The following is a 23,436-nucleotide window of genomic DNA, read 5'->3' as shown; positions in this document are numbered from 1 at the left end:
GCCAAGCGCCGCGGCACCGCGCGGCGCACGATCCGGCGAGGGGGCGCGGCTAAGTGGGGGAGACGCGCGGCGCGGGGGGCGGACGGGCTGCGTCCAGCACGTGGACGCCGGGCGCGCCGAGCGACATCGGCACGCGATCGAGGCCGGACGCGCGCGCCGCCTCGAGGAACGCCGCCGAGGGCGTCGCGGGGCCGACGAAGATCGAGACGTCCCCGCCGCCGGCGCCGCTCGGCGCGAGCGCTGCGCCCTCGGCGGTCGCGGCGGGGCGGAGGCACCTGAGCGCGGGGGTGACAATGGGCGCGCCGGCCCGGTCGCCGAGCTCGGCGAGGGCGTCGACCTGGCGATCCAGCGCGGCCACGAAGGCGCGGGTGTCCTCGGCAGCCACGGCGGCGGCCGCCCCCTCGGCGGCCGCGCCGAGCAGCGCGCGGTGCGCCGCGGGGTCGCGGGCGGCGAGCGCGCGCACACGCCCGAGCATGTCGCTCGTGCGCGCCGCGGCGTCGCTGGCGAAGACCTCGATCGCGAGCCGGCCCGGCAGCGCGTGCGGCGCGACCGCGAGCTCGCCGCCCGGCCCGAGCCGGCAGCAGAGGACGCCGCCGTAGACGCTCGCCGCGACGTCGACGCCGCTGCCGCCGCCCTGCGCCCGCCGGTGCGCCGCGAGCGCGTCGAGGAAGAGCGCGCGGGCGTCCCAGGCGGGCATCGGCTGGCCGACCGCGGCCGCCGCTGCCGCCGCGGCCGCCATCGTGGTCGCGGCCGCCGCCGCGCGCGCCGCGAGGGTCGCGACGAGGATGGCCGCGCTCGATCCGAGGCCGAGCTTGCGGCTCGCCGCGATCGGCGCGACCGCGGTGGAGCCCGTCGGCGGCTCCGGCGCGGACCGGAGCGCGGAGGCGTCGAACCATACGGCCTGGTCGAGCGCGCCCGCGTCGATCGCGGCCTGGACCTCGTCCGTGACGAGGTCGGCGGGGCGCGCCGGGTCGGCGAGGACGTACCGATCGACCGCGGCCACGAGCGCAGGCGCGCCCTCGAGCACGGCGTACGAGCCCGAGAGGACCAGCTTGCCAGGCGCCCGGACGATCACGGGCTCGCGCTCCCGTCCGGGGGCGCGAGGTGGGCGCCGCCGCCCGGGGCGGCCGAGATGGTGCGGAGGACGCCGGGGACGGCGAGCAGCGCCTGCTCGACGGCGCCCCGCGCCTCGGGGGTCGTGAAGACCTTCACGTGCGGGCCGGCGTCGATGGTGAAGAACGCCGGCATGCCCCCGCCGCGGAGCCGCCGCACCGCGGCGATCACCTCGACGGTGGCGCCGGTCCAGTAGAGCAGGCCCGGCGAGGCGGCGATGCTCGAGGCGTGCATGCACAGGGCGCTCGCCTCGGCCGCGGCGCCGAGCGCCGCGAAGTCGCGGGCGACGACCGCCGCGCGGACCGCCTCGAAGAGCGACGGCGCGGCGTCGACCCAGGCAGGGAAGTACGGGCTCGTCATCGCCGTGTGCCGCATGCCGTCGCTGGAGCCGACGTCCTTCGGCCCCTCGCGCGTCACCGCGATCACGACCGCGAGCGGCCAGTGGTCCTCCGGCGCGAGCGGCGTGGCGGCGAGCGATTCGTCGCCGGGGCGCCCGGCGCGGAGCTCGACGAAGCCGCCGAAGGCGGAGCGCGCGGCCGAGACCGAGGTCTTCCGCGCGAGGTCGCTCACCAGGACGGGCGCGGTGGGCAGGCCCGCGGCGGCGCTCGCGGCGAGCGCGAGCGCGGCGAACGCGGACGCGCTCGAGGCGAGGCCCGCGGCGGTGGGGAAGTCGTTGCGGCTGACCACGCGGGCGCGCTCGCGCCGGCCCGAGGCGGCGCGGACCCGGTCGAGGAGCCCGGCGACCCGGCGCGTCGCCTCCGCGTCGGGCGGCAGCGCCGCGCCGCCGAGGTGGAGCTCGTCGCGATCGAGCGAGGGGTCGAAGGCGACCTCCGTCGTCGTGGCCATACCGGCGAGCGTCACCGAGAGGCTCGGGACGGCGGGCAGGTTGTGCCCGTCGGGCCGTTTGCCCCAGTACTTCGCGAGGGCGATGTTCGGATGGGCGATCGCGGTCGCCCGGCTCACGGCGCTCATGCTTGCTCCTCGGCCATCCTCGTCGTCACGCTCGTCACGCTCGTCTCACCCGCCTTCACCCGGGTCACGAAGCCGCTGTACCCCGCGTCGCGCCAGGCGGCGAGCACGCGGTCGGCGGCCTCGGGCGCGGCGGCGCCCTCGCCGGGCGGAGGGGGCGGCAGCAGCGCGATGACCGAGCCGCCGCCGCCGGCGCCGGTGAGCTTGGCGCCGAGCGCGCCGGCCTCGCGCGCGAGCCTGCACAGGGCCTCGATCGCCTCGGTCGAGACGAACATCCCGGCGAGGAGCATCTGGTTGAGGTCCATCAACCGGCCCAGGCCGATCGCGTCGCCGGCCTCGACGGCGAGGGCCGCGTTCTCCACGAGCGCGGCGATGCCGGCGATCGAGCTCTCGGCGAGCGTGGGCTTGCGCTCGAAGAGCTTCGCCACGAGGTCGACCATGCTGCGGGTGGACGACGGCACGCCCGTCGCGCCCACGCAGAGCCAGAGGTCGTCGCGCGGGACGATCGGGGTCGCGCCGCGCGCCCGGGTGAAGCGGAAGCACCCGCCGCGGGCCGCCGCCGTCGTGTCGACGCCCGACGGGTTGCCGTGGAACACCCGCTCCCAGGCGGCCGCGGCGGCCAGCACGGGGGACGCGGGCGCGAGCGCGAGCGCGGTCTCCGCGCGCGGCTCGGCCGCCGCGGGCGAGGCGGCCGATTCCGCAGCGACCGACGCCACGGGGGTCTCGCGCGCGAGCGCGGCGACCGCCCGGGCGATCGCGACCCCGAGCGCCGCCGAGCTGCCCAGGCCTCCGCCGGGCGGCAGCTCGCTCTCCGCGGTGACGCGCACCGGGCCGGCGCCGGGGAGCGCGTCGAGGAGCGCCGCGAACGCCTGCGCGACCTCGCCCTCGGCCGGCGCCGCGCCGCGCTCACCCCCGCCCAGCCAGAGCTCGCTCGCGCTGGACGACCGCGTCGCCCGCGCCCGGGCGCCGCGCTCGATGCCGGCGGCGAGCGCCGGGGCGCCGTACACGACGGCGTGCTCGCCGAGCAGGATGACCTTGCCCGAGGCGTGGCCGAGCGCCTCGGTCATGCGCCCGTCCACCGGAGCGCGCTCGCCGCCCCGCACAGGATCTGCCGGGCGGACGCGCTCACCGGCAGCGAGCGCCCGAGGACCTCGGCCTCGCCGCACAGGGCCGAGAGCCGCTCCTCGACGGCGCGCCGCGCGCCGCACGCCTCGAGCGCCAGGCTCGCGGCCGCCACCGCCTCGTCGCTCGCGTCCTTGCGGCCGAGCGCGCCCTCGACGGCGCGTCGCCCCGCGGCGTCGAGGCGCCCCTCGGCCGCCGCGAGCACGGCGGTGCGCTTGCCGGCGCGCAGGTCGTTGCCGACCGGCTTGCCGGTCGCGGCGGCGCTGCCGAAGGTGCCGAGCAGGTCGTCGCGGAGCTGGAAGGCGACGCCCACCGGCGCCGCGAACCGCTCGAGCTCCGTCACGGTCCCGGCCGGCGCGCCGGCCAGCGTGGCGCCGAGCGCGAGCGGGCCGCGCACCGTGTAGCTGCCCGTCTTGAGCGCGTGCATCTGCTCGACGTCCTCGGCCCGCCCGACCACGTCGAGGTGCTGCCCGATCACGACGTCCTCGTGCATCTTGCAGAACAGCCGCACGGCCGCGAGCGTCGTCGCCGGGGGCGCCTCGGCGCCCGCGAGCGCGCTCAGCGCGAAGCCCCAGGTGAGATCGCCCGCGAGGATCGCCGACGAGGCGCCGAGGTGCGGGTCGCCGAGCACGTCGGTCAGCGCGACGTGCGCGGTGCGGTCGCCCCGCCGGACGGTGTCGCCGTCGATCCAGTCGTCCTGGATGAGCAGGTAGGTCTGGAGCAGCTCGAGCGCGACGCCGGCGTCGATGGCGGGCCCGAGCGGCGCGTCCGGCGCGACGCCCTGGTAGGCGGCGACGAGCAGCCCCGCGCGGAACCGCTTGCCGCCGCGCAGGGTCAGGCTCTTCGCCTCCAGGGCCATGGCCGCGACCTCGCGGCCGTAGCGCTCCACGTCGGTCACCTTGTCGCGCCAGCGCCGCTCGAGCGCCTCCTCGATGCGGGGGCGGATCGAGGCGAGGAAGTCGAGGAACAACCGCGCGCCGGGGTCCGCCGTCCCCTCGAGCGTCCGATCGCCGGCCCGAGGCGCGCCCTCTCCGTCCTTCGTGTGCGCTGTCATGGAATGCGCGGCAGCCTAGGAGCCGGGCGCGAGCCGGTCAATCTGCGCCGCCCGCGCGCGCGGCGCGCGCTCCCCGGCGCCTCGCCCGGGAGCGCCGCCCGGCGGCCGCCGGCCATTGCTGCGGCGCGCGGGGCGAGGGCGGCGCGCCGTTCACCAGGGCGCGATGTCGGGACCGGGCCGCCCGCGGCGCGGGCTGCGGAGGAACGCTCTCCCGGAGGGCGCATGAGCGCGAGGGGCGGAGTCCGCGGCGAGACGCGGAGTCGACGCGGCGTGGAGGCGCCGAGCTGTCGAGTCGGCGAGCCTGCGTTTCGGGAGGAGACAGCGAGACGAACGATCTCCCCGCCTCTCCGCTTCGCTGGCAAATTCCGCTGTTCGCGCGGTTTCATCCTGATCCGCGCCCCGCGCGGGCCGAGGTGGCTTGGGATCTGCAATGCGTGGGCGCGCGCCCCGGGCCGGGAGCGCCGCGCGCAGGCTTCCTGCGAGATCGCTCCTCCGGAGTTGCGCGCGGCGCCGCGCGCGACCGGAGGAAAGAGGGGACTTTCATGAAGAGACCGCTGGATGGGATGTCGAGCATCTTTCTCGTCATGATCGTCGGCGCCGCCGCGTGCAGCGGTCACGACGCCCGCGAGGATCGCCCGGAGAGCGCTGGCGACGGTGCGTCCGGCACGGCGCCCTTCGCGAGGAGGGCGACCTTCCTGCCCGCCTACCGCGTGATCGGCCCCGGCGCCGACGCGGAGCGGGCGGCCGCGCTCGCCGGCGCGCTCGGGCTCGCGGAGGAGGGCTTCCGCGGGGGCGCCTTCCTGGCGGCCGACGGCGCGATTCGCTACCTGGATCGCGCGCGATTCCAGCGCTTGCCGACGAGGAAAGGCGACGCGCCGGCGCCCTGGTTCCGCGACGAGCGCGGCTTCGCCACCTCGCCGGGCGACGACGCCATGGACTTCGAGGCGCTCGCGGCGATCCGCGTCCTCCCCGAGCCCGACGCGGCGGCGCGGGCGTGGGCCGCGCTGGATCTCGCGCGCCTGCCGATCGGGCGCGACGTCGCCGTGGGCCACTCGCTCTTCGAGGCGGTGGACGCGGCGGGGCGCCGCGTGGCGCGGGCCGAGCTCGACACGCAGGTGAGCTTCCGGGACGCGCTCGAGGGGCTCCGGCTGATCGGCCCCGGGGCCAAGGTCCGGGTGACGTTCGACGCCGGGGGCGCCGTGACCCACCTGATCTACGCGCGGCGCGAGCTCGAGCGCGGCGAGGACGTCGCGATCGTCCCGCCCTCCGAGGCGCCCGCGCTCTGCGCCAGCGCGCTGGGCGGCGGCGCGACGCTCACGGCCGAGCCGGAGCTCGTCTATTACGCGCCGCCGCTCTCCCGCGAGGTGCAGCGGATCCTGCCCCATTACGTGTGCAGCGCGCGGCGCGGCATCGGCGCTCAGGCGGTGGACGTCCGCAAGGCGATCGTGCCGGCCGTCATGAACGCTCCTAGGGCCGCGATCTCGGCGCGCGTGGACGGCGCGATCGGCACCGCGGAGGCGACTGTCACCGGGGGGACTGCTCCCTACTCTTACAGGTGGGTATCCTCGGCTCGCCTGACGGACGCCGCGGGCGCTGGCGGCGCGAAGGTGCAGATCGCGCCGGGCGACTCCGGCGTTCGCGGGCAGACGGAGACGCTCTCTCTCTATGTCACGGACGCCGACGGCCTGGTCGCGACCGCGGCGCGGCAGGTCTCGTTCGCCCGCGCGGCGCCGTGGTCCGGGGCGCCGGCCGCGTCACCCGTGCTGCCCGCGCAGCCCGGCGCGTCGCCCGGGAACGAGGGCCGCGCCGCGGTCGGCGCGGAGTGGGTCGGGCTCTGCGGGGGCCTCGATCACTCGGCGGCGAACGTCGACGGGCTGCTGAAGAGCTTCCAGGCGGGCGGCGTCGAGGATCGGTTCAACTGGGGTGACCAGCGCGCGTGGGAGGTCGATTTCAAGGACCCGAGGCTGGGCGGCCAGGACGCGTCGTACGCGGACTCGGTCGATCTCACGTTCTATACCGGTCACGCGAACGGCCTCGGGTTCATGTTCTGCAGCGCCATGACCGACCAATTCCTCCACTTCAGCGAGGCGCACTGGGGCAACTCCAACCTCGAGTGGATGGTGGTCGCCGCCTGCGGCCCGCTCCAGGACGACGCTGGCGCGTGGCGCTTCCGGTGGTCGGGCGCGTTCGACGGCCTGCACCTCCTGCTCGGTTATGCGACCGAGTCGTTCGACGACACGACCGAAGGAGCCATGTTCGCGGACTACCTGCTCGACGACGCGAAGCCGACGCCGCTGCGCCAGGCGTGGGTGACGACCGCGATAGAGGTCCAGCCGGACGACGACGTGATCTACGCCGTGATGGGCGCCTATGGCCAGGGATGGACGCTCCCCAACTACGACGATCACTTCTGGGGCAAGGGCCCCGTCGGCCCGGACCTCCGGGGCGCCGAGCGGATCGGGTTCTGGCGGCTCGCCGGGCCTACGTAGCCGAGCTCAGTAGCCGAGCCACTTCGGATCGAGCTCGATCGAGTACTGATCCACGAACCTGAACACGACCCCTCCCGCGTCCGCCCTCGCGCTGATCGCGTACACGGACTCGTTCGCCTGAGGTCGATGGTCGGTCGGGCTGAACGAGATGGGCCCGGCCGTCATCCCGTCGAGCACCACGTTCTGGAAGCCCTCGAGCGCGGTCTTCAGGTCCTCGCCCGTCGGGCTCTCGTGGCCGGCATCGATGGCCCGCTCGACGGCCTTGCGCCACATGAGCGCCGCCGCGTGGCCCTGGACGTAGAACTGGTCCTGGTACCTGTCGAGCGGGCGGCCGTCCTTCTCACGGTACGTCCGGTGGATGCGCAGCATCTCCGCCATGCCGCTCGAGTGCTGCGTGTCGCCGAAGATGGGCACGGGGAACAGGCCGTAGAAGATGCCGGCGCACGCGTCCCCGCAGATCTTCAGGGTCCTCTCGCCGATCCCCCAGTTGTTCGCGATCACGCGGAGCTGCCAGCGGTCCTTCTCCGGGAACGCGCGATCGATGAGCCTCTGCGCGGCGGCGGCGCCCTTGCCGACGAAGGACGAGGAGACGACGCTGTTGCCGGCCCAGAACCAGCTCGTGGGGACGTAGGACGGGTTCGCCCGCTTCTTGTCGATCTCCCGCTCCACGTAGCGAGTCACCGCGTCGACGATGATCCCCTCGTCCTCGAGGGACGACGTCTGCGGGACGATCAGGTCCTCGCCGAGCAGCATGCCAGGGAGCTGCTCGACGTACGATTTGCCCGCCGCCAGCGGATCGACGCAGTAGAGACACCGGTCGATGGTCTCGTGCACCATCGCGATGCGCCCGGGCGCGATCTTCCAGGCCGCCTTGATCCCGATGCGGATCGCGGTCGAGTAATCCGTGGCCGGGAAGAAGATGTACGGATAGCCCGGGCTCGTCTTGTGCTCGGTCGCGACGATGCTCTGGCCGAGCGCGTTGAACTCGTCGTACTGGACGTCCGCCGAGATCGGCACCGGCGTGGCGAGCGAGCCGGCGTACGAGCCGGGGATGATGAGCTTCTTCTCGTGCGTGAGCTTCGGCGCCACGCGGGTGGTCGGCCCGGTGCCGAAGACGAACAGCGTGGAGACCTCGCCCCACGCGGGCTCGCGCCGCCACGCCTCGATGACCTCCTCCGTCCTGGCCGGGTCATACTGCGCATCTCGCATGTCGACGTCGATGGAACAGCCACGGAGGCCACCCGGGCTGCTGTTGAGGTGACGAAGGTAGTCGTAGACTCCGTGGCTGTAGGGCGGCGCGATGTCGGTGGCAGTCCCCGTGTCGTCGGTCGTGATCCGGACGCGGAGCACCCCTGTGCAGCGAGCGCTCACGGCCGCGGCAGACCCGGCGACGGAGGCCGCCGCGGCGCCGGCCGCGGGCGCCTGCCCGTCCGGCCGGCGCACCGAGATCACCACCGCCGCGATCAAGGCGGCCACGCCGAGCCCGGCGATCAGGTAGCTGCGGTGTTGAGGCGTGGCGGCCGTGCGGAGCGTCGACCTCCGGTCGATCGAGTCGGACGCGGTGCGCGGCGTCGAGTTCCCGATCTCTCCATCGGTGCTCAGGGTCTGGAGGCGCCGACCGTCCGGGCCCTCGATCTGGCTCAGCCGGGAGTGGCGCTCCTGGTGCGCGTCCGCCGCGCTCGCGCTCCGGTCGAGGTGCGCCTTGACCTGCCGCTGCATGCTGGCCCGGCGCTCCGCGAACAGGCGCCGCATCCTCGCGCCGACCTCGTCGGCGCCGACGTCCTCGCCCGCCCCGCGCAGGTAGTCCTCGAGCGCCGCGCGCATCTCCTGGGCGGTCGCGAACCGCCTCGCCGGGTCGCGATCGAGCGCCCGCGCCACGATGGCGTCGAGGGCCGGCGGGATGTCCGGGTGGACGAGCGAGGGCCGCCGGATCTCGTCCAGCGCCGCGAGCTTCCAGAGCGCGCTCACGGCGTCGCCCCCGAACAGCCGCTCGCGCGTGAGGAGCTCCCAGAGCACGATGCCGGCCACGAAGATGTCGGCGCGCCGGTCGATCGACGCGCTGTCCGCCGCCTGCTCGGGCGCCATGTAGGACGTCTTGCCCTTCAGCTTCCCGGTCTCGGTGAGGTTCGCGTTGATCGACGCCTTGGCGATGCCGAAGTCGAGCAGCTTCACCGCGCCGTCGTAGGTGACGAAGATGTTGTGCGGCGAGACGTCGCGGTGGACGATGCCGAGCGGCGTGCCGTCGTAATCGCACAGCTCATGGGCGTAGTGGAGGCCCGAGAGCATGTCGGCCACGATCCGGACCCAGACGCCGCGCGTGAAGGACTCCGTGCCCGCCTCTCCCTGGGCCACCGCCCGCATGATCGCGTTGAGCGGCTGACCCTCCAGATACTCCATCACGGTGAAGTAGCCGGCGTCGTCCTCGCCGACCTCGTAGGTCTGGACGATGTTGGGGTGGTTGAGGCGCGCGGACAGCTTCGCCTCGTCGAGGAACATGGTGACGACCCGCTCGCCGTCCGCGGCCATGTCGCGGTGGCGCTTGACAACGACGAGCTTGTTGAAGGCGCCCGGGCCCCGCGCGATCGCCAGGAACACGTCCCCCATCCCGCCGCGGCCGAGCTTCGCGATCAGGCGGTATTTGCCCATGATCGCCGTCTGGGTCGGCTCCGCGTCGGAGGTGTCTTGGCCCGTGCCCACCATGTTCCCGGCTGTTCTCAGGGGCGCGCGCCGCTCCGAGTGGATTGGCTATAGGAACAAAGGCGTTTATCGTTGTCAACGCCCGCGGCCCGTGGCCCCCGGCCGGGCTCGGGGCTCTCGGGGTGTAGCGTGGGCTGCTTCTGGCGCACGTGCGCGCGATCGGGTGGTTGAGGTCGCGGCATGAATGCGTTCATGTGGTGATGCCACCGAGTTGAGATCATCGCTTCGGAGGCGCCTCGTGAGATTGTCGCAGGAGTGTCATTTTGTAGCAACACGGTCCGCGGCGGGCCGGTGACGCGGGCGTGGGGCGTCCCGAGATCGCTCTTCGTGCCCCGCTGCGCGCACGAAGGTGCGCGCGGTGAGCGGGTTGGACGGAATTGTTCTCCACCCGACCGGCACCGGCGCCGGGATGCAGCGACGCGCGCGCTACCGGGGGGCGGGTCCGTGCCGCGCCCTCTCGAGGTGCTCGTAGGGCGCGCGCGTCGTCAGGCGCGCGTCCTCGACGGGGCCGCCGACGGTGAAGTGATAGAGGCTCTGGAAGGCGTCGCCGGTGATGCCGCACAGCTCGTGAAACACGTCGTCGAAGTAGCAGCCGATGCCGGTCGCGCGCACGCGGCCGCCGCTGTCCCGCGCGGCCTCGGCCTCGAGGTAGAGCGCGTGGCCGAGGACGCCGGCCTCCCAGAAGAGCCGGCGATACCAGGGCGCGCCGCGCGCCCGGAGCGTGGCGCCGAGGTCGGCGACCATCCCGAGGCTGAACGCGCCGTCGGCGGCGATCTCCTGGTGGCAGCTCACGATCTGCGCGGGGCCGCGGAGATCGGCCTCGGAGAGGCGGTAAAGGCGAAGGTGGTCCGGGCACCCCGCCGGCTTCTCCCAGTCGAAGGGGTGCGTGAGCGCGGCGCGTAGCCGCTCGTGCGCGGCCTCCGACCGCTCGAGCGCGTAGAGGCCCTGCGCGAGGCCGCGGACGCGGTGCACGAAGACGACCGCATGCACCAGCGGCGCCCACGGGAGCGCGTCCCACGGGGGCACGCCGGGGCGGGGGAGGAGGCGGTCGAGCATGGCGTAGAACGTCTCCGCGCCGATCGAGGTGCGGCCGTCGAACGCGGTGGCGCTCCGCCGCGCGCGGATGACCTCCGACGCGAGGGCGCCCGCGGATGGCGCGCCGCCGGCGCCGTTCACGCCCGCAAGCGGCGGCAGCGCGGCCTCGGGGGCGGCGGCGGGCTCCTCGGTGTGAGGCTTCCACGTGGCCCGGGCGGCGTCCTCGATGACGTCCCAGTCGACGTGGCTCGGGCTCAGCGCGTTCGCGCGGCCGGCCCACGCGCCGCCGACGACGAGGCGGATCACCTCGGCCGCGCTCGCGCCGACCGCGCGGGCGGCGGCGAGCGCCGCGCTTCGGTCGAGCGGCGCCGCAGGCACGAGGAGCAGCGCGGCGTCGGGGTGCTCGCGATCGGCGGCCGCGACCCCGGCGAAGTCCGCGTCGCGATCGAGGCCGAGCAGCGCGGACAGCTCGGCGTCGCCGAGGTCGTCGAGCAGCACGGCGGACCAGCCGAGCGCCGCCGCGGCGTAGCGGATCGCGGCGAGGGCGTGCCCGGCGTCGTGCTGGCAATAGCGGAACGCCCGCTCGCCGTACTTCCACGCCTCGCGCCAGTGGACGGAGCTCAGCCCCACGACGAAGCTCCCCGGGGGGAGGAGGCCCGCGAGATCGCGGGCGGCGGCGGGGTCCAGCGCGGCGCGGCGCTCGAGCGCGTGGTCGCGGCTCACGTAGTGATAGAGACCGGCGGGCACCCCGGGCGCGCCGGCCAGGAGCAGGTATCCCTCGGTCGGGTGGAGATTCCCGCTCGAGGGGTTGCACCGGAGCGCCCAGCGCGAGCCCCGGGTCTCCTTCCAGGCGGACAGGCCCAGGGAGAGCTCGAAGAGGGCCGCGATCGAGCCGAGATCGACCGCGGCGGTCGGCACGGCGCCAGGGCGGTAGAGGTCCCGGTACGCGGCGGTGAGCCCGCCGGCGCGGAGCGGCAAGAGGAGCTGCGGGGCGCCCTCGAAGGTGCGGAACGGATCGGGCTGCGTGCTCCAGTCGAGGTACCCCAGCGCGCGGGCATACCGATCGAGGCGGTGCTTCGTGCGCGTGTGATACGAGAGCGCGCGCTCAACGGGGGTTGTCGACATGGGCGGCTCGCGGCGCGCAGCGTAGCAGCGCCCCGGGGCGTCGCTACCGGAGGAGGCAGGCTGGTCCGTTGTCGATTCTCATCGCGCGCTCCGTGGTTCAACATCGCGCGGTTCGACGTCGCCCCCGCGCGGCCATCGCGCGTCCCCGCGACGCGTCCCCCACCGAGCGTTCCCCCCGAAGCCCGAGCCCATGATTCGCCTCCTCGCGGACAGCCCCCTCCTGCTGCTCTTCCTCGTCTCCGCCGTCGGCTTCCTCGTGGGGCGCCTCCGGATCGGCGGCTTCCACCTCGGCGTCGCGGCGGTGCTCTTCGTGGGCCTCGGCGCCGGCGCCGTGGACCCGGCGCTGCAGCTCCCCGAGTTCGTGCCCGCCTTCGGCCTCGCCCTCTTCGTCTACACGGTGGGGCTCAGCAGCGGCCCGGGGTTCTTCACGTCGCTGCGCCGCCGCGGCCTGCGGGACGCCGGCCTCGCCGCCGGCGCGCTCCTCGTGGCCGCCGCGCTCGCGGCGCTTGCCGGGCGCCTCGCCGGCCTGCGCGGCGCCGTCGTCGCCGGGATCTTCGCGGGCGCCACCACGAGCACCCCGGCGCTGGCCAGCGCCCTCGAGGTGATCAAGTCCGCGCCCGAGGCCGCGCGCGAGGCGCTCTCCAGCGGCGCCGTGGTCGGCTACTCGGTGACCTACCCGCTCGGGGTGCTCGGCGCGCTCGGGGCCATCGGCGTCTTCCAGCGGCTCTTCCGGGTGGACCCGGACGCGGAGGCGCGGAGCCGGCGCGGCGCCGGGGCGGGCGGGCAGCGCCTCACCAACGTCACGGTGCGCGTCACGCGCGACGAGGCGCTCGGCGCGCCGGCCGGCGAGATCCGGCAGCGGCACGGGCTGCACGTGCTCTTCGGCCGCATGCGCCGCGGCCAGCAGCTCGCGATCGCGACCGACGCGACCGTGTTCGAGCGCGGCGATCTCGTGGGCGTGATCGGGGGCGAGGACGACGTGAGCGCCGCCGCGCTCCTGCTCGGCGAGGCGACCACCGAGCACCTGGAGTTCGACCGGTCCCTCATCGATTTCCGCCGGATGTTCGTCTCCCGGCCCGGCGTCACCGAGCGGCCGCTGCGCGCGCTCCGGCTCCCGGAGCGCTTCGGCGCGATCATCACGCGCGTGCGCCGCGGGGACGTGGAGCTCCTGCCCGACGACCAGACGGAGCTCGAGCTAGGCGACCGTGTGCGCGTCGTCGCGCCGCGCGAGCGCATGGAGGCGGTCGCGCGCTACCTCGGCGACTCGTTCAAGGCGATCTCGGAGATCGACGTGATCACGTTCAGCCTCGGGATCGCCCTCGGGCTCCTGCTAGGCGCCGCGCCGATCCCGCTGCCGGGCGGGGCCCCGATCAAGCTCGGGTTCGCGGGCGGGCCGCTGCTCGCCGGGCTCGTCCTCGGCCGGGTGGGGCGAACGGGGCCGCTCGTGTGGACGCTGCCGTTCAGCGCCAACCTCACGCTGCGGCAGCTCGGCGTGGTGATGTTCCTGGCCGGCGTCGGCACCCGATCGGGCTACTCGTTCGCGCGCACGCTCCAGCAAGGCGGCGCCGCGGCGCTGATCGGGAGCGGCGCGGCGATCACCGCGGTCGTCGCCGTCGGGACGCTGATCGTCGGCCACCGGCTGCTCCGGATCCCGATGGGCACCCTCACCGGGATGCTCGCCGGCATCCAGACGCAGCCGGCGGTGCTCGCGTTCAGCCTGGAGCAGGCGCGCAGCGACGCGCCGAACACGGGGTACGCGTCGGTCTACCCGGTGGCGACGCTCGTCAAGATCGTCGCGGCGCAGCTCCTCGTGCGGCTGCTCTGACGGCTCGCCCGCAAGGCGGGTGAGATCCGCACCGCACGCGATAGGCCTCCCCGGGCGCCGTGCGGCGGCGGGCGGACATCGCAGGACACGAGGCGGGTACCGCGATCGGCCAGCGCGCGGACGGCTCATCGATCCACTCACGGTGGAACAATCCAGCGTTGGTGCTCACGAAAACTTTTTGAAACATTGTGTGAGCCCGGGACTGGAAAGCGGTCACTCGGTTTCCTAGCGGTCGGGCGGAGGTGGCGGGACTCACGTCCTGCCGAACAACGACTACTGCCATGCCCATGCCAAACATCCCGGACCCACCAGAGCCAGCACCGACAGCGCCGGCTCCATCGACGTGGAAGTCCGATCTCGTCTCAGGGTTCCTCGTCTTCTTGATCGCTCTCCCGCTCTCCCTCGGCATCGCCATGGCGAGCGGATTCCCCCCCATCGCAGGTGTGCTCACCGCCGTCGTCGGCGGCGTCATCGCCACCTGGCTCGGCAGCGCGCCCCTCACCATCAAGGGCCCGGCCGCGGGGCTCATCGTCATCGCGCTCGGCGCGGTGCAGGAGCTCGGCGGCGGGGACAACGCGACAGGCTACCGCCGCGCGCTCGCCTGCATCGTCGTCGCCGCCGCGGTGCAGATCGCCTTCGCGCTCGCGCGCGCCGGCGCCCTCGGCGATTTCTTCCCCTCCTCGGTGGTGCACGGCATGCTCGCCGCCATCGGGATCATCATCTGCTCGAAGCAGGTCCACACGCTCCTCGGCGTCACCCCGACTTCCAAGGACCCGCTCCACCTGCTCCTGGAGATCCCGGCGAGCGTCCTGCGGCTCAACCCCGAGATCGCCCTGATAGGCGTCCTGTCGCTCGTCCTCCTGTTCGGCTATCCGGCGGTGGCCAGGAGGTCGCGGTGGGCGCAGAAGATCCCCGCGCCGCTCCTCGTGCTCGCGGCCTCGATACCGCTCGCGTTCGTCTTCGACCTCGAGCACGAGCACACGTACACGCTGTCGGTGGCGGACTCGGTCTACACGATCGGGCCGAAGTTCCTCGTGACATTGCCGGGGAACATGGCGCAGGCCATCACCTTTCCGGACTTCAGCCAGGTCGCCACGCCCGCGTCCATGAAGTATGTCCTGATGTTCTCCCTCGTGGGAAGCATCGAGTCGCTGCTGTCCACGAAGGCGGTCAGCTCCCTCGATCCCGAGAAGCGCCGCCCCGACCTCGACAGGGACCTGCTCGCCACCGGCGCCGGCAACCTCGTCGCGGGCCTGCTCGGCGGGCTGCCCATGATCTCGGAGATCGTCCGCAGCTCCGCCAACATCGGCTACGGCGCGAGGAGCCGGCTCTCGAACTTCTTCCACGGCGCCTTCCTCCTGCTGTTCGTCGCGTTCGCGCCGGGGCTCATCCACCGCATCCCGCTCGCCGCGCTCGCCGCGATGCTCACCTTCACGGGCACCCGCCTCGCGTCTCCCACGGAGTTCGTGAAGACGTTCCGCGTCGGCAAGGAGCAGCTCGTGGTCTTCGTCACCACCGCCGCGATCACCATCGCGACCGATCTGCTCGTGGGGGTCGTCGCCGGGATCGCCGTGGAGATGTTCATCCATGTGCTCCACGGGGCGCCGCTCCGCAGCCTCTTCCGGCCCGAGATCGAGGAGCACGTCGAGGGCGGACGGCTCGTGCTGCGCGTCAAGCAGGCCGCCGTCTTCAGCAATTACCTCGCCATCAAGCGGAGGTTCGCGCGGCACCGGGACGTCCCTGCCATCGAGATCAACTTCGCCGCTACCCGCCTGGTCGATCACACGGTCATGGCCAACCTGCACGACCTCAAGGCCCTGATCGAGCGCGAGGGGCGGACGCTCTCGCTGTCGGGCCTCGACGACCACGGCCCGATGTCGTCGCACCCGCTCTCCGCGCGGAAGAAGGTGGCCTTCGCGACGGCGGTGAGCCGGTGAGCCGGTGAGCCGCTGAGCCCGCACGGCGTGCGCGAGGGGCGCGAAAGCTGCGCGTGCGCGCCGCGCTTTTTGGAGCGATAATCCAGGAGACGTACGATTGACATGAACGAACCAAGTGCGAAGTCCAGCGCAGACGAAGCTCCAGTAGAGCGCCTGCGCACTGCCCTCCAGCACGCCGGTCACCTCCTGCCCTCGCAGGGGCCCATCGGCGTGTTCGTCCACCACAACACGCTGCACGCGTTCCAGCACCTGCCGTTCCACGACGCGCTCGCCGCGGCGAGCGCGCTGTTCGAGGCAGAGCCGTACCTCTCCGAGGCGGAGTACCGCGCGCACATCGCGTCGGGCCGGATCGGCGACGAGGACGTCGAGGCGGCGCTCGCCGAGCGCTTCGCCGAGCGGCCTGACGAGCGCCGCGGGCCGCTGTCACGCAACGAGATCGAGCGCTTCGCGCTGCGCTTTCCCATCGAGGCCGCCACCGAGGCGGGGCTCCGGTGGCGCATCGCGGAGGCGGGAGAGACGCGCAGGCTGAGGCCCGACCTCCCCGCCGAGCCGCGCCGCCGGATCCTCGTCGGTACGGCGCGATGGCTGGTCGAGCGCCCCGAGGCCGCCGCGCGCCTCGTCGCCGAGGGCGGCTACGACCTCGAGGTCCGCGCCGCGCTCGCGCTCTGGGACGCGTGCCGCAGCGTGCCGCTGCCGCCGGCGGCGGCCGCCGAGGTGCCGATCGCCGACCGCGTGGGCGTCGATCGATCCCACCGCGATCTGCTGCTCGCGCTCACGGGGGAAGATCCGGCCGAGCTCATCAACCCGCTCTTCATCCGGCTCCTCGGCGCCTACCTCGACGAGGGCGTCGCGCACTGGGCGATGCCGGACCGCGCGCAGGGGCTCTTCCGCGCGTTCCGCAGCCTCGTGCTGGAGGGCGCGACGCCGGCCGGCGCGCACCTCGCCGGGCTCGACGCGGAGCTCGACCGGATCGGGGCGGACGCGTCGCCCGCGGCCGTCGTCACCGGCGCCCTGCGCGAGCTCGGCGTCGCGGAGGACCGCTGGGAAGGTTACGTGACGCGCGTCCTGCTCGAGCTGCCGGGCTGGGCCGGCATGGTCCACCGGCTCGAGCACACCCCGGGCGACCGGCCGCACGGCGCGCCGCCCGCGTCCCTGCTCGAGTACCTCGCGGTGCGCCTGACCCTCGCCCGGTACGCCCTGCGCGACGTGGCGCGCCGGCGGCTCGGGTTCGAGGGGCCCCTCGCGGGGCTCGTGGAGCACGCCCGGCTCGCCGCGAGGCGCGCCGGGCCGCCGCCGCGCTCGCCCGACGTCGATCGACCGTTCCTCCTGTTCCAGCTCGCGCAGCTCGCGGGGCTCTCGGTCGCCGAGATGGAGGCGCTCCCGCAGGCCGATCGCGCCTGGGCGCTGGAGGTGCTCGAGGCGTTCGACGAGACGACGCGGCGGCGCCTCCTGCACGAGGCGTACGAGCATCACCACCGGGTCGAGGTGCTGCACGGCATCGCGGCGAACCTGCGCCGCCCGGCGTACGAGCGCGCGGTCGTGGCCCCCCGGTTCCAGATCGCGCTGTGCATCGACGACCGCTGCGAGGGCCTCCGGAGGCACTTCGAGGAGCTCTCTCCGCGGCACGAGACCCTCGGGATCGCCGGGTTCTTCGGCGTGCCGATCCGGTTCCGCGGGCTCGACGACGCCGGCCACGTGAGCCTCTGCCCCGTCGGCGTCGAGCCCGCGCACGAGATCGTCGAGCGGCCCCGCGAGGAGGGCGCCTTCCACCTCCGGAAGGCGCGCCGCAGGCGCTGGGCGCGCTTCGTCCACACCCTCGGGCACGGGACCCGGACCCTCTCGCGCGGCCTCCTGCTCACGCCGACCCTCGGGCTGCTCTCCACGATCCCGCTCGTCGGGCGCGTCCTGTTCCCGAGGGCGTTCGCGCGGCTGCGCCGCGCCCTCGATCGCCGCCTCCTGCCGGCGGTGCCGACCCACCTCCACAGCCCGCACGAGGAGGGGGCTCCGGCCGGCGGCGGAGGGGCGCCCTTCACGGCCGCCGAGAAGGCCGCGAGGGTGGCCGCGACGCTCGAGATCATGGGGCTCACCCGCCGCTTCGCGCCGGTCGTGGCGGTGCTCGGCCACGGCGCGTCCAGCGTGAACAACCCGCACCAGTCCGCGTACGACTGCGGCGCGTGCGGCGGCCGGCAGGGCGGCCCGAACGCGCGGCTGTTCGCCGCCATGGCCAACGACCGGGAGGTGCGCGCGCTGCTCCGCGGCCGCGGCATCGACATCCCGGACGGGACCTTCTTCCTCGGCGGGATGAACAACACGACGACGGAGGAGATCGTCTTCTACGACGAGCACCTCGCGCCGGCGTCGCACCGCGGCGAGATCGAGGCGCTCGAGCGGGCCCTCGCCGAGGCGCGCAAGCGGCACGCGCACGAGCGCTGCCGCCGCTTCGCGTCGGCGCCGGAGCGCCTCAGCCCCGAGCTGGCGCTCGCGCACGTCGAGGCGCGGGCCGTGGACCTCAGCGAGGCCCGGCCCGAGCTCGGGCACGCGACCAACGCCGTCTGCGTGATCGGCCGCCGCGAGCTCACCCGCGGGATGTTCCTCGACCGCCGCGCGTTCCTCGTCTCGTACGACCCGACCCAGGACCCGACCGGGGCGATCCTCGAGCGCGTCCTGCTCTCCGCGGGGCCGGTCGGGGCGGGGATCAACCTCGAGTACTACTTCTCCCGCGTCGACAACCTCCGCTACGGCGCCGGGACCAAGCTGCCGCACAACCTCGCCTCGCTGCTCGGGGTCATGGACGGCTCGCTGAGCGATCTGCGCACCGGCCTGCCGAAGCAGATGATCGAGATCCACGAGCCGGTGCGCATGCTCACCGTCGTGGAGGCGAGCGCGGAGGCGGCCACGGCGATCTGCGCGCGGCAGCCGGCGCTCCGCGAGCTCGTCGTCAACGGCTGGATCCAGCTCGTCTGCATCGACCCGGCGACGGGCCGGTTCGAGCGCTTCACCCGCGGCGCCTTCGCGCCGTTCACGCCGCCGGAGCACCCGCTGCCCGCGGTCGAGCGGTCCGTCGACTGGTACGCGGGCAAGCGCGGCTTCATCCCGCCCGCCATCGTCCGCGCCGCGCTTCCACTGTCCGTGACGGAGGTCTCTTCCCATGCTGCCTGACGTCCTCCTCGGCAAGCTCGCCGCGGTCGCCGTGCTCTCGCCGGCGGTCGTGTTCGCGGCGCTCGGCGCCTACCTGCTCCTCCTGCGCACGCCGAGCGAGCGCGTCGTGTCGGGCGTCGTGCTGTCGGCGCTCTCGCTCTCGCTCGTCGCCTCGCTCGTCGCCTGGGGCTCGTCCGTCGTGGCGCCCTACACCTTCCTCTCGGTGGAGCTCGGGCACTGGTTCGAGGTCCCGGGCTACGCGTTCCACATCGTCCTGCTCGTCGACCGGCTGTCGACGACGATGATGGTGCTCGTCTCGCTCATCGCGCTCGTCACCGGCAGGTTCTCGGTCGCGTACCTGCACCGGGAGCCCGGGTTCGCGCGGTTCTTCCTGCTCCTCGCCCTGTTCTCGGCGGGCATGCTGGCGCTCGTGTCCGCGGGGAGCATGGACCTGCTCTTCGTCGGCTGGGAGCTCGTCGGCGCGACGAGCGTGCTCCTCGTGGCGTTCTTCCACGAGCGCGCGGCGCCGGCGCGGGCGGCGCTGCGCGTCTACATCACCTACCGGCTCTGCGACGTGGGGCTGCTCGTCGGCGCGGTGCTCATGCACTCGCTCGCGGGCTCCGCCAGCTTCGGCGAGGTGTTCGGCGGCGCCCCGTGGCCCGGGTCCGCCGCCGCGATCGGCGCCCCCGGGGCGACGGCGCTCGCGCTGTGCCTGTTCTTCGCCGCGATGGGCAAGAGCGCGCAGTTCCCCGTCGGGACCTGGCTGCCGCGGGCGATGGAGGGGCCGACGCCGTCGAGCGCGCTCTTCTACGGCGCGATCTCGATCCACGCCGGCGTGTACCTGATGCTGCGCGCGGCCCCCGTGCTCGAGCGCTCGCCCGCGGCGAGCGCGGTGGTGGCCTGCGTCGGCGCGCTCACGGCCGTCTACGGGACGCTGGTGGGCCGGGTGCAGGCGGACGTGAAGAGCGCGCTCGCGTACGCGACCATGTCGCAGGTCGGGATCATGTTCGTGGAGATCGGGCTCGGGTACTACCGGCTCGCGCTGGTGCACCTCTTCGCGCACGCGTGCCTCCGGTGCCTGCAGATGCTTCGCGCGCCCGCGGCGCTCCGCGACGCGCAGGAGATCCGGGCCGCGCACGCCAGCGAGCCGCTGCCGCACCTCGCGATCGCCGCCCGCGTGCTGCCGGCGTCGCTCGTGCGGCGCGCCTACTGGGCATCCCTCGAGCGCTTCCAGGTGGAGGTGCTGCAGCAGCGGTTCATCGCGGCGCCGCTCATGCGCCTCGGGCAGGTGATCGACGGCTTCGAGCGCCGCTGGGTCGCGGCGCTGAGCGGCCTCGCCGAGCGCGACGAGGGCCGCGCCGTCGAGGCGGGCGCTCCCGGCGAGCGCGCGGGCGCGGCGGCGGCGGCGCCGGCGCCGGCGCCCCAGACGAAGGGGGCGCGGTCATGAGCATGTTCCTGATCCTCTCGGCGACGATCCTCGCGCCCGCGCTCGCCGCGCTCCTTGTCTACCGCGCGCGCGGCGACGTCGCCGCGCGACGCGTGGCCCTCGCCGGTGCGGCGCTCACCCTGGGGCTCTCGCTCGCTGCGCTCGCGCTGTTCCACGCGGCCGGCGGCGCCGCGGTCGACGCGATCGGCCCCGCCGTGCCGCTCCTCGGCGTGCGCCTCCGCCTCGTCCTCAACGGCTTCAGCGCCTCCCTGCTCCCGCTGCTCGGCGCCATGCTGCTCGCCCTGATCGCCGCGGGCCCGCGCGCCGCGCTCGACCGGCGGAGCCTCGCGGCGGTGCTCGCCACCGGGAGCGCCATCCTCGGCGTCTACTGCGCCGCGGACCTCGTGGTGCTCGCCGTGGCGTGGGTCGCCGCGTTCCTGCCGGGCGCGGGCCTCATCGCGCGCAGGGGCGCGGGCGATCAGCTGCTCCGGCGCACCTACCGCATCTTCCTCATCGGCGGCACGGCGCCGCTCGTCCTGGCGCTCGGCGTCATGGCCGCGCTCGCCGCGCGGCGCGGCGTGGCGCTGCCGTTCGACATCCAGGAGGTCGCCCGCGCGGGCGTCCCGGAGGCGTGGCAGTCGCCGCTCTTCGCGCTCATCGGCATCTCGGTGCTGATGCGCATGGCCGCCGTGCCGTTCCACGGCTGGCTGCCGGTGCTGCTCGAGCGCGGGCCGCTCGGGGTGACCGTGCTGCTCGCGGAGATGCAGGTCGGCGTCTGCGTGCTCGTGCGCGTGGTGGTGCCGCTCCTGCCGGAGAGCTGCGCCGAGGACATGCCGATCCTCGCCGCGCTGGGGCTCTTCAGCGCCCTGCACGGCGCCATCCTCGCGCTCACGCAGACCGATCTCCGCCGGATGATCGGGTACCTCGTGGCGAGCCAGAAGGGGCTCGTGCTCCTCGGGATCGCGTCGATGAACCCGCAGAGCCTGAGCGGCGCGCTGCTCCAGAGCTTCGCCCTGTCGATCGCGGTCACCGGGGTGACGATGGTCGTCTGGGCGATCGAGGCGCGCACGGGCACCGCGGACGTGAGGGAGCTCGGCGGCCTCGTGGCCAGGACGCCGCGCATGGCCGCGTTCTTCCTCCTGCTCGCGTACGCGACGATCGGGCTCCCGGGGGCGCTGACGTTCATCGGCGAGGATCTGCTCCTGCACGGGATCCTGCACGTCCACCCCGTGCTCTCGGTGCTGATGCTGGGCGCGACGGCGCTCAACGGGATCACGATGTTCCGCGCGTTCAAGCGCACCTTCCTGGGCCCGCTCCCCCGCGGGGCGAAGGGCGCCGCCAGCGTGGAGCCGCTCTTGTTCCGCGAGCGCGCGGTGCTGCTCTCGCTGCTGGCGCTGACCGTGACCCTGGGCGTCGCGCCGTCAGGGCTGCTCGCGCTGCACGCGCCGGTGGTCGAGCGGGTGCTCGCCGACGTGCGCCACGGGGCGGGGGGCGCGGCCGGCTGCGATGGCCTCTGCGATCAGGAGGGCGAGGTCGCCCGGCTGGAGCGAATCTCGAGCGTGGCGACGTCGCCCTGAGCTGCCCCGGCCGACCCCTGCGCCACGGGCGCGCGGCCGAGCACCTCGAAGACCTGCACGGGCCCCCTGGCGCCCACGAACGCGCGCTGCCCGCGCGGCGCGCACTGGAAGCCGGCGGCCTTCGTGTTGACCTCGCCGCTCACGAGGATCTCGTTCCGCTCGGCCGCGGCCTGGAGCTGGGCGGCGACGCTCACGACCTCGCCGAGCACCGTGCAGTCGAGCCGGCGGCACGACCTCGATCCGATATCAGCGACGATGATCTCGCCTGTCGCCACGCCGACGGAGATGCCGGGGACGAAGGCCGATGTCTCCCCGGCGCGGCGCGCCAGCGTCTCGAGCTGCGCGCGCACGACCAGGCAGGCGTCGAGCGCGCTCGCGACGTGATTGGGGCCGCGGAAGAGGGCCATGACGCAGTCGCCGAGGAACCTGTCGATCATCCCACCCCGCATCGAGAGCTCGAGCGCGATGACGTCGAGGTTCGCGTTCAGCATCCGCACCGTCTCCTCCGAGCGCTTGCCCCGGGCCGCGTCGTGGAAGCCGGCCAGATCGAGGAAGGCGACCGTGCCCTCCGCGACCTCGCACGCCCCGAAGCCGTCGGGGCAGCGGAGCCGCTCGACGGCGAGCGGGCTGGCGAACGTGCGCAGGAGGTCGTTCTCCCGGGTCGATCGGCTGTTGTCGCGCAGCTCGCGCACCTGCTTCAGCGTCTTCTCGATCGTGAGCTCGAGGTCCTTGAAGTCGATCGGCTTCACCAGGAAATCGAACGCGCCCCGGTTCATCGCGGTGCGGATGTTCTGCATGTCGCCATAGGCGGACACGACCACCGCCCGCGCGTGCGGGGTCACGTCGCCGATGCGGGGCAGCAGCGTGAGACCATCCATGCGGGGCATGTTGATGTCGGTGAGGACAACATCGGTGTCCGGGTGGTTGCGGAGCGCGGCGAGGGCGCTCTCGCCGTCCTCGGCGAAGACGAAGTTGTAGATGCCCTCGCGGATCTGGCGGCGAAAGCACTGCTTGATCAGGGCGGAGACGTCGGGCTCGTCGTCGGCGATCAGGATCTTGGCCGGGCGTCGCTCGTTGCCGGCGGCCAGCGCGGCGAGCGCGGCGGCCATCTCGCGCGCGGACCGGAAGCGCTGGGTCGGGTCCTTGGCCAGCGCGCGCTCGAAGAACCGGTCGAGCTCGGGCGACAGCCCGGGGACGAGGCTCGACGCGGGAGGGAAGGGCTCCGTGCAGATGCCCACGACCAGCCCGCCGAGCGTCTTCGCGGTGAACGGCAGCTCGCCGGTGAGCGCGCAGTAGGCGAGGACGCCCAGCGACCAGAGGTCGCTCCGGTGATCCACGACCGCGCCGCGCATCTGCTCCGGGCTCATGTACGTCGGCGTGCCGATGAGGCCGCCGCCGCCGGTGAGGCGCAGATCGTCGCTCTTCGACAGCATGGTGACCACGCCGAAGTCGAGGAGCTTCACGACCTCCTCGGCCTCGGTCCGGGCGAGGAACACGTTCCCGGGCTTCAGGTCGCGGTGCACGATGCCCGCGGCGTGCGCGGCCGCGAGGCCGCGGGCCGCCTGCGTCACGATCGACGCGACCGCCGGGAGCGGGAGCCGCCTCACGCGATCGAGGCGGCGCTGGAGATCCTCGCCCTCGAGCAGCTCCATCGCGATGTAGGGCCGCTCCTCGTCGAGCCCGTAGTCGATCCCGTAATCGTAGATGTGCACGACGTGCTGATTGCGGAGCTGCGCAATCGACTTGGCCTCGCGATCGAAGCGCGCGCACGACTCCGGCGACTCCACGTGTTCGGCGCTCATCAGCTTGAGCGCGACACGCCGTTGAAGGCGCAAGTCTTGCGACTCCCAGATCTGCCCCATACCGCCGCCGCCGATATGCCGTATCAGCATGTACTTCCCGGCGATGATAGGTTCTGCCATGGCGGCC

13 protein-coding genes are annotated in these 23,436 nt (G+C 74.0%); 6 read left to right on the top strand and 7 right to left on the bottom strand.

The window, feature by feature from the left end:
* Positions 1 to 49 precede the first annotated feature (49 nt).
* Genes WME96_RS22015 through WME96_RS22000 form a run of 4 tightly spaced genes read right to left on the bottom strand, consistent with a single transcriptional unit; the run spans position 50 to position 4,258 of the window.
* A complete protein-coding gene (locus tag WME96_RS22015; protein WP_437292060.1) occupies positions 50 to 1,075 on the bottom strand; it encodes a hypothetical protein in 1,026 nt (341 codons plus the stop codon).
* Positions 1,072 to 2,085 carry a diphosphomevalonate decarboxylase gene (gene mvaD / locus WME96_RS22010; protein ID WP_437292059.1) on the bottom strand — a complete coding sequence of 338 codons (1,014 nt, stop codon included), beginning with the start codon at positions 2,083 to 2,085 and terminating at the stop codon, positions 1,072 to 1,074. Before mvaD ends, WME96_RS22015 begins: the two co-directional genes overlap by 4 nt.
* Positions 2,082 to 3,149, bottom strand: a complete 1,068-nt coding sequence (gene mvk / locus WME96_RS22005; RefSeq protein ID WP_437292058.1) for a mevalonate kinase — start codon at positions 3,147 to 3,149, stop codon at positions 2,082 to 2,084. The genes mvaD and mvk overlap by 4 nt, the downstream gene beginning before the upstream one ends.
* Positions 3,146 to 4,258 (bottom strand): polyprenyl synthetase family protein, encoded by a 1,113-nt coding sequence (locus tag WME96_RS22000; RefSeq protein ID WP_437292057.1) that lies wholly within the window; start codon positions 4,256 to 4,258, stop codon positions 3,146 to 3,148. Before WME96_RS22000 ends, mvk begins: the two co-directional genes overlap by 4 nt.
* 542 nt (positions 4,259 to 4,800) lie before the next feature.
* On the opposite strand from WME96_RS22000, the gene WME96_RS21995 reads away from it, so the two are divergent.
* Entirely contained in the window at positions 4,801 to 6,747 is a 1,947-nt protein-coding gene (locus WME96_RS21995; protein ID WP_437292056.1) for a DUF6345 domain-containing protein, read from the top strand.
* A gap of 6 nt (positions 6,748 to 6,753) precedes the next feature.
* Here WME96_RS21995 and WME96_RS21990 read toward each other — a convergent pair whose 3' ends face one another.
* Positions 6,754 to 9,447, bottom strand: a complete 2,694-nt coding sequence (locus WME96_RS21990; protein WP_437292055.1) for a protein kinase domain-containing protein — start codon at positions 9,445 to 9,447, stop codon at positions 6,754 to 6,756.
* A 423-nt stretch (positions 9,448 to 9,870) separates the two neighbouring features.
* On the bottom strand, positions 9,871 to 11,604 hold the full coding sequence (locus WME96_RS21985) for a nitroreductase (protein WP_437292054.1): 1,734 nt from the start codon (positions 11,602 to 11,604) through the stop codon (positions 9,871 to 9,873).
* Positions 11,605 to 11,794: 190 nt separating this feature from the next.
* Between WME96_RS21985 and WME96_RS21980 the strand changes: the two genes are divergently transcribed.
* The 5 genes from WME96_RS21980 to WME96_RS21960 all read left to right on the top strand — a co-directional run bounded on the left by WME96_RS21980 (position 11,795) and on the right by WME96_RS21960 (position 21,507).
* Positions 11,795 to 13,429: an aspartate:alanine exchanger family transporter gene (locus WME96_RS21980; protein WP_437292053.1), complete on the top strand. Its 1,635-nt coding sequence runs from the start codon at positions 11,795 to 11,797 to the stop codon at positions 13,427 to 13,429.
* 281 nt (positions 13,430 to 13,710) lie between these two features.
* Complete coding sequence (locus tag WME96_RS21975; RefSeq protein ID WP_437292052.1) at positions 13,711 to 15,366, top strand: SulP family inorganic anion transporter; 1,656 nt, start codon at positions 13,711 to 13,713, stop codon at positions 15,364 to 15,366.
* A 102-nt stretch (positions 15,367 to 15,468) separates the two neighbouring features.
* Positions 15,469 to 18,525 (top strand): YbcC family protein, encoded by a 3,057-nt coding sequence (locus tag WME96_RS21970; RefSeq protein WP_437292051.1) that lies wholly within the window; start codon positions 15,469 to 15,471, stop codon positions 18,523 to 18,525.
* Positions 18,515 to 19,951 (top strand): proton-conducting transporter transmembrane domain-containing protein, encoded by a 1,437-nt coding sequence (locus tag WME96_RS21965; RefSeq protein WP_437292050.1) that lies wholly within the window; start codon positions 18,515 to 18,517, stop codon positions 19,949 to 19,951. The genes WME96_RS21970 and WME96_RS21965 overlap by 11 nt, the downstream gene beginning before the upstream one ends.
* Complete coding sequence (locus tag WME96_RS21960) at positions 19,948 to 21,507, top strand: complex I subunit 4 family protein (protein WP_437292049.1); 1,560 nt, start codon at positions 19,948 to 19,950, stop codon at positions 21,505 to 21,507. The genes WME96_RS21965 and WME96_RS21960 overlap by 4 nt, the downstream gene beginning before the upstream one ends.
* Here WME96_RS21960 and WME96_RS21955 read toward each other — a convergent pair.
* Positions 21,450 to 23,429, bottom strand: coding sequence for a protein kinase domain-containing protein (locus WME96_RS21955; RefSeq protein ID WP_437292048.1), 1,980 nt, complete (start codon positions 23,427 to 23,429; stop codon positions 21,450 to 21,452). The two genes, WME96_RS21960 and WME96_RS21955, sit on opposite strands and share 58 nt — an antisense overlap.
* Positions 23,430 to 23,436: the final 7 nt, after the last annotated feature.

The organism is Sorangium sp. So ce406 (assembly GCF_051474675.1).
Classification (GTDB): domain Bacteria; phylum Myxococcota_A; class Polyangia; order Polyangiales; family Polyangiaceae; genus Sorangium; species Sorangium cellulosum_G.
This window is presented reverse-complemented; position numbering and strand designations above follow the sequence as displayed.